Annotated in this window: 6 protein-coding genes; 4 read left to right on the plus strand and 2 right to left on the minus strand. The window is 43.3% G+C overall.

The window, feature by feature from the left end; all coding sequences use genetic code 11:
• Positions 1-103: 103 nt before the first annotated feature.
• The gene (rpmH, locus tag WS34_RS15510) at positions 104-262 is read left to right on the plus strand and encodes a 50S ribosomal protein L34 (RefSeq protein WP_286693675.1); all 159 of its coding nucleotides are present in this window, start codon (positions 104-106) and stop codon (positions 260-262) included.
• An 85-nt stretch (positions 263-347) separates the two neighbouring features.
• Positions 348-1,091: a hypothetical protein gene (locus tag WS34_RS07775; RefSeq protein WP_046404135.1), complete on the plus strand. Its 744-nt coding sequence runs from the start codon at positions 348-350 to the stop codon at positions 1,089-1,091.
• Positions 1,092-1,097: 6 nt separating this feature from the next.
• Here WS34_RS07775 and WS34_RS07780 read toward each other — a convergent pair whose 3' ends face one another.
• Together WS34_RS07780 and purE are read right to left on the minus strand one after the other, a co-directional pair.
• On the minus strand, positions 1,098-3,158 hold the full coding sequence (locus tag WS34_RS07780; protein WP_046404138.1) for a helix-hairpin-helix domain-containing protein: 2,061 nt from the start codon (positions 3,156-3,158) through the stop codon (positions 1,098-1,100).
• A 345-nt stretch (positions 3,159-3,503) separates the two neighbouring features.
• Positions 3,504-4,010, minus strand: coding sequence for a 5-(carboxyamino)imidazole ribonucleotide mutase (purE, locus tag WS34_RS07785; RefSeq protein WP_046404140.1), 507 nt, complete (start codon positions 4,008-4,010; stop codon positions 3,504-3,506).
• Positions 4,011-4,149: 139 nt separating this feature from the next.
• Between purE and WS34_RS07790 the strand changes: the two genes are divergently transcribed.
• Together WS34_RS07790 and obgE are read left to right on the plus strand one after the other, a co-directional pair.
• Complete coding sequence (locus WS34_RS07790) at positions 4,150-4,689, plus strand: phosphoribosyltransferase (protein ID WP_013612291.1); 540 nt, start codon at positions 4,150-4,152, stop codon at positions 4,687-4,689.
• A gap of 28 nt (positions 4,690-4,717) precedes the next feature.
• Positions 4,718-5,707, plus strand: coding sequence for a GTPase ObgE (gene obgE, locus WS34_RS07795; RefSeq protein ID WP_013612292.1), 990 nt, complete (start codon positions 4,718-4,720; stop codon positions 5,705-5,707).
• Positions 5,708-6,204: the final 497 nt, after the last annotated feature.

The raw sequence follows: 6,204 nt of genomic DNA on the forward strand, positions 1-6,204 counted from the left end.
ACACGTAATCAGGTAAAAAAAAGTAACTTTTTTTTGGAGACACAAAAAAAATCCCTACTTTTGCAGTCCGAAGTGAGAAAATAATGATAAAATATATTTTACAATGAAACGGACATTTCAACCCTCAAACACCAAAAGAAGAAACAAACACGGTTTCAGAGAAAGAATGGCAACTGTCGGAGGTAGAGCAGTATTAGCCAGAAGAAGAGCAAAAGGAAGAAAGAAGCTGACTGTATCTGATGAACGCAGACACAAAGCCTAATTCTTTACAGATATAAAAAAAGCTGCTCTGAGGGCAGCTTTTTTTATATGGAATAGCTTAAATTTGTCTGAGAAATACATCGAGCATGAGTAAACAGGGAAAGAAAATAGAAGATATCGATCAATTACTGGCTATGGCCGGTTCTAACCTCAGCATCCTGGAGGAAGAAGTGGACATCAAGGTACAGAAAGAATACTTCGAAATGGTAAACTTACTCAGTAAACGAACTGAAGATTACCAGAAAACAAGTAAACAATACCTGGAAAACATCAATGATCTCTATGACGAGACGATCGCCCCGGAAATCAAAAAGAAAATGCTGGTCGTATTGGCAACCCTGGACGATGTATCGGTGTACCGTGCTATCGAAAACTTTTCGAAACAAGACACTCCCTTAAAGAAATGGGCGATTATAGCGCTCCAACAATCCAGGATGTTATTACAATCGACTCTATTGGACGATCCTGGTGTATTTATTTCGACAGGACTGGGAGGCCAGGGGTTATTACTTCGGTATTTCTGTGTGTTTTTTTACCGCGTTCCAGGAGATTTACCCTCTTTTCAGCAAAATACGCTGAAAAATGAAGCAGAAACAGCTATTAACAGTGCTCATGGCTTTATCGAATCTACGGAATTTAAAGGAAATTATGCCGTGATGCTGTTGCTCCTTCCTCTGAAAACAGATCTTCAACCCCTTTTCGCAGGAATTATCGACGAATGTAATCAATATGGTAATTTCTTGCATGAGAATATGATCATCACCAATGTGAAAAAATTGACGGATGAAGAAATCATGCAATTGCTGCATGCCAAAAACAAACCGGAGTAAACGATCTCAAAAGGTAAACCGTAACTGTAAAGCAAGATCATACAATTTATTTCCTTCCACTTTCGTAACCCCCGAACTAATTTCTTTCCGGTCGGGATATACTGTAAATCCGCCTTTCAGGTAACATGTGAGACCGTTTAACGGCTTCCAACTCAAGTTCAGGTAAGTACGCCACCCCTCTCCCATAAAAGAAGGAAAGGAATATCCATACAACACATTGTTCTCGTACGCATAAATCCTCGACTGATAAGAATCGGTCTTAAACCAAGCCAAACGATATTGCATTTTGAACCGATTATTCCGGGTGGCATAAATCAAATCCTGGTAGACCAAAAAACCTTTTTCTTTGACTTGCTCCTTATGGTAATGAGAAAGGCTGAAACGGGTCCTCAACTCGAGTCGACGCGTTATCCGATAGCCGATCTGATAACGATATTCACTTTTTTCCCGCTGAACAGAGATTTTTTCTTTTGTATCTTCCGGGTGGATCTCCCGTTTTAGCCGAAAACTATGTTCCCAATTCCCATGCCGGTAACCGATCTGTCCCAACAACTCCCACCCCGATCCGGGAATAGTAGCACCATAACGGGGACTAAAAAAACGGAACCAATCATAGTACAGATTAATCTTCAAGTTTTTCAGGGGAGAGATATCGGCACCGAAATACACCCCCTCCTCATTTGCAGTATTGGAATATTCCCCAAATCCGGCAGCATAATGGGAGCTATATTTTTTATCGTAACGACGATAAAGCAAACAGGCAGATAAGAACGAATTTCCCCACCTCATCCCGTCGATCGTAGCCCAGGAACCGGCTCCGCTAAAAGCCGTCTCTCCAAACCAATATATTCCGCGAAACGAAGTTTTATAATCCACACTCATCAAAAAACGTTTGTGCCCCGTATCGTTATATTGCTGATAAATACGATCCCCGATCATCAAGGCCGGTTTAAAATCATAATACAAAGCGTTCAGTCCAAGCTTAAAGGCCAGTGCATTCCAATGTAGGGCCCCTCCCGTAGTCAGTTCTTCCAGGGTATGTTTTTTCCGGCACTCATTATTATTCCGGTGATAACCGGATTCATACAAAGAAACCGACAGCAGATCCTCTACTACTAATGTATCCGCCTGTACGATATTACCATCGGTTTTCTTCCTGGAAAAAAACACCTCTGCCATCACCTGCTGACAAGGTTTCAGGGCCAGTGCAACCCCTCTCAGGTAATTATTTTCATCGGCAGAAGTATAGGGCGAAAAACCTTTGCCCGATTTCTCGTTTCCGACGACAACATCCGATTTTCCAGAAGCAAAACCGCCCCAAGCCACTAAGCCCTGCCCCCATTGTAATCGGTAATCACCCAAAAGAATCCGTTGAAAAAAACGATCTGTATGAATACTTACGTGGGCTGATAAAAAATCGAAACCGTTTTTCTGATACCGGGTAAAATACCCTTCACCCGAATCATTTTCAAGGGTCAAACCAGCTTGCAGATGTTGCCCGATCGTCGCTTTATACTTGAGTAATAGCCCGACCGGAGGGCCATGGAAACGATTATCTACTTTGCGTTCATACTCTTTCCGGGTGTCAAAATCAGCCGGTGAATAGGTTGTGTACCCTTCCTGCAAGGGGAGATTCACTTTGGCACGGGTCAGTAATTCCTGCCGGCTACGTAATCTTATCGCTTTCACCCGGTCCCGGACTTCCGGATGCCCTAAAGTAATAAAAGGCCGGATATTCTCCAGATCTTTCTTCCCAATTCCCGGTACCAACAACAACTCGTTGATATGAAGAAAATTTCCGTATTTCTTTCGAAATTCCAACAACTGATCGATCTGGCTGTCGGACAATAAAAATAACATCTTGAGGGAATCGAACCCAGCCATATTCACGTTCACCGGAGTAATCAACAGATTAGAAAGGATATCGACCATCTCCTCGTATCCATCTTCGGTATTCAGAATATCATTTCCTTCCAGCAAACGTTCAATATCAGGTAAATCCTGCGCCCAAACATCCAAAGAGACTAGTGAAAACAGTAGAAATAACCAAAACTGCCAGCATCTCATGGTACTGAAAATTACGCAACTTCTGTCAGGCCGGATCTCGCAACAGGCAGTAAGCTGTAGTTCTGCATCAGATATAAAATCCTAACATCCCGTTACCACAAGGGGGAACTCTCCATTAAAAATACCGACGGTATGAAATTAAGCGACGAAACAGAACGAACAAAAAATAAATTACCTTATACCGCCGGTATCACGCAATGCTACACAACAATAACATCTCATCTTATTCTATTTTCAAATTTATGAATTATTTACTTAAAAACAAACTTAATTTAAAAATATTTACAAAAAGATCCCGTAAAGAATAGACAATTCTTTACGGGATCTTATATAAGTCGGTTGAGATCAATTTGTTTTGAAATTGTATTTCACCGCAGCCAATTCTTTATTGGCATCGACAATCTTCTTTTTCAAAGATTCTTTAAAATGAATCATCTTTTCTTTCAACTCCTGATCTCCGACAGCCAATATTTGTACGGCGAGAATTCCGGCATTCATCGCACCGTTGATAGCCACTGTAGCGACAGGAATTCCCGGAGGCATCTGAGTAATAGCCAACAAAGCATCCATTCCGTTCAAAGAGGCGTTGATCGGCACCCCGATCACCGGCACCGGTGTCATGGCCGCAATGACTCCGGGCAGATGGGCAGCCATACCGGCTCCGGCGATAATGACTTCTATTCCTCTCTCTGCAGCCTGTTTGGCAAAAGCCTCCACCTCTGCAGGAGTACGATGAGCCGACAAGGCATTCATTTCAAATGGAATACCCATGTCATCCAATACTTTCGCCGCCTTCTCCATAATGGCCAGATCGGAAGTACTCCCCATAATAATACTTACTCTTGGATTCATTCGATATTTGTTTTATAAGGTAAAATTCATCAGACTAATCGATACAAAAATAAATATAATCTGATTTGTCCCTCCATATATGCCTTAAAAATATTACTTTTGTCCAAATAAATACTCAAAGGGATAGCAATTTAGCAAAATGGGAAATATCATATTACATGACAAAGAGTTTCGTCCTTTTATCGAAGCTACTAAAATCGATCAAGTCATTACCCGAATGGCCGAACAGATGAACCGGGAGCTAGCCGATACCCAACCTCTATTTTTAAGTATTTTGAACGGTTCTTTTATGTTCACATCAGACCTGATTAAACAAATCGTCATTCCGGGTACACAAATCAGCTTTGTCAAAGTCGCTTCCTATAGCGGAACCTGTTCTACCGGAGCAATCCAAGAGTTGATCGGGCTAAAAGAGGACATACAGAACCGTACGGTCGTCATTCTGGAAGATATCATCGACTCCGGAAGATCGATGAAGCATTTGCTGGAATATTTACATGCTAAGAATCCGAAACAAGTGATCGTCGCCACTTTATTCCATAAACCCAAAGCCGCAGTCTGTCAGGTACCCATCGCCTACAAAGGCATTGAACTGGAAAACGATTTTGTCGTGGGAAGAGGCTTGGATTACGATGGTTTGGGAAGAAATTATCCGGATCTCTATATCCTGAATGCCTAAGATTTTTTACCTTTTACTTTTTCATATTATGGCTTCTACGAATTTTGTCGATTATGTAAAAACCTTCTGCCGGAGTGGTGCCGGAGGCCGGGGATCCGCCCATTTACACCGGGATAAACGAACGATGAAAGGCGGACCGGATGGAGGTGACGGAGGACGGGGAGGCAATGTCATCGTCCGTGGAAACCGAAATTACTGGACACTGATCCATTTGAAATACCAGCGCCATGTATTTGCAGGTGACGGCGGAAACGGAAGTGAAGACCGGAGTACAGGTGCCGATGGTGAAGATGTTACAATCGAAGTTCCTTTAGGAACAGTTGCCCGGGATGCAGAAACCGGTGAAACGATTTGTGAAATCACGCAAGACGGAGAAAGTTTTATCCTGGTCAAGGGAGGACGCGGAGGTTTGGGTAACTGGAACTTCCGTTCGGCAACGAATCAGACACCCCGTTTTGCCCAACCCGGAGAACCCCGTGTCGAACGGACGGTCATTCTCGAATTAAAGGTATTGGCGGATGTGGGCCTGGTCGGATTCCCCAATGCCGGCAAATCGACCTTATTGTCGGTAGTATCTGCTGCTAAACCCGAAATCGCCAATTACCCTTTCACGACACTCGTTCCTAACCTGGGAATCGTCAATTACCGTGATGGACGTTCGTTCGTTATGGCAGATATTCCCGGTATTATCGAAGGAGCACACCAAGGAAAAGGACTGGGTATCCGATTTTTGCGCCACATCGAACGCAACTCGGTATTGCTATTTCTGGTACCTGCCGACAGTCAGAATATTCATCAGGAATATAACATCCTGTTAAACGAATTGAAACAATACAATCCGGAGCTTCTGGATAAAAAACGCGTATTGGCCATTTCAAAATCAGACTGTGCCGATAAAGAACTGATGGCAGAGATGGAGTGCGATCTCCCCGATATCCCTTATGTCTTTATCTCCTCTGTGACAGGAACCGGCCTTACCGAATTGAAAGATATACTCTGGAAAGTCCTCAATGAATAAATTTTGGCAGTTATATACCTTACACCGATAAATGTAGAATTATTTTGTTACTTGTTCGTCTTCGGTGTTCGTGTTGGGGGACCCGGTCGCTTCTGTCGGTCGTCTACCTTTTTCTTTCACTGACCGGCGGAACTCGCTTCGCTCAGACACCACCGGTCGGGCGTTCAGAAAAAGCAAGACGACACCCGACAGAGCTCCAATGGTCCCCCAACACGAACACCTCCGACTTACGTTATCACTGCATGGAAAACGAACTGTGACCTGAAAAGTATAAACTTCTATCAAACAGCTGTTTTTCTGCCCCCCCTACATGAGGGATTAATTCAGCCATCGCTATTTTATAGAAATAATCCGGTCAGGTAACCCAAGTATCCATACTCCGGTCAGGGCGGCCTGCTCTTTCATTCAATAAAACTTTCCTTCTTTGCCCTGTAGTGCTGACGGAAGATGCAGGGTTTTGTGGCGGAAGACCATTGGAGCAGGAACGAGGGTCCGGT

It is taken from the genome of Odoribacter sp. N15.MGS-14 (assembly GCF_000980245.1).
Lineage (GTDB): Bacteria > Bacteroidota > Bacteroidia > Bacteroidales > Marinifilaceae > Odoribacter > Odoribacter splanchnicus.

Coding starts and splice junctions, on each gene's coding strand:
- rpmH (WP_286693675.1), top strand. CDS start 104: ATGAAACGGACATTTCAACCCTCAAACACCAAAAGAAGAAACAAACAC.
- WS34_RS07790 (WP_013612291.1), top strand. CDS start 4,150: ATGGGAAATATCATATTACATGACAAAGAGTTTCGTCCTTTTATCGAA.
- obgE (WP_013612292.1), top strand. CDS start 4,718: ATGGCTTCTACGAATTTTGTCGATTATGTAAAAACCTTCTGCCGGAGT.
- WS34_RS07780 (WP_046404138.1), bottom strand. CDS start 3,158: ATGAGATGCTGGCAGTTTTGGTTATTTCTACTGTTTTCACTAGTCTCT.
- WS34_RS07775 (WP_046404135.1), top strand. CDS start 348: ATGAGTAAACAGGGAAAGAAAATAGAAGATATCGATCAATTACTGGCT.
- purE (WP_046404140.1), bottom strand. CDS start 4,010: ATGAATCCAAGAGTAAGTATTATTATGGGGAGTACTTCCGATCTGGCC.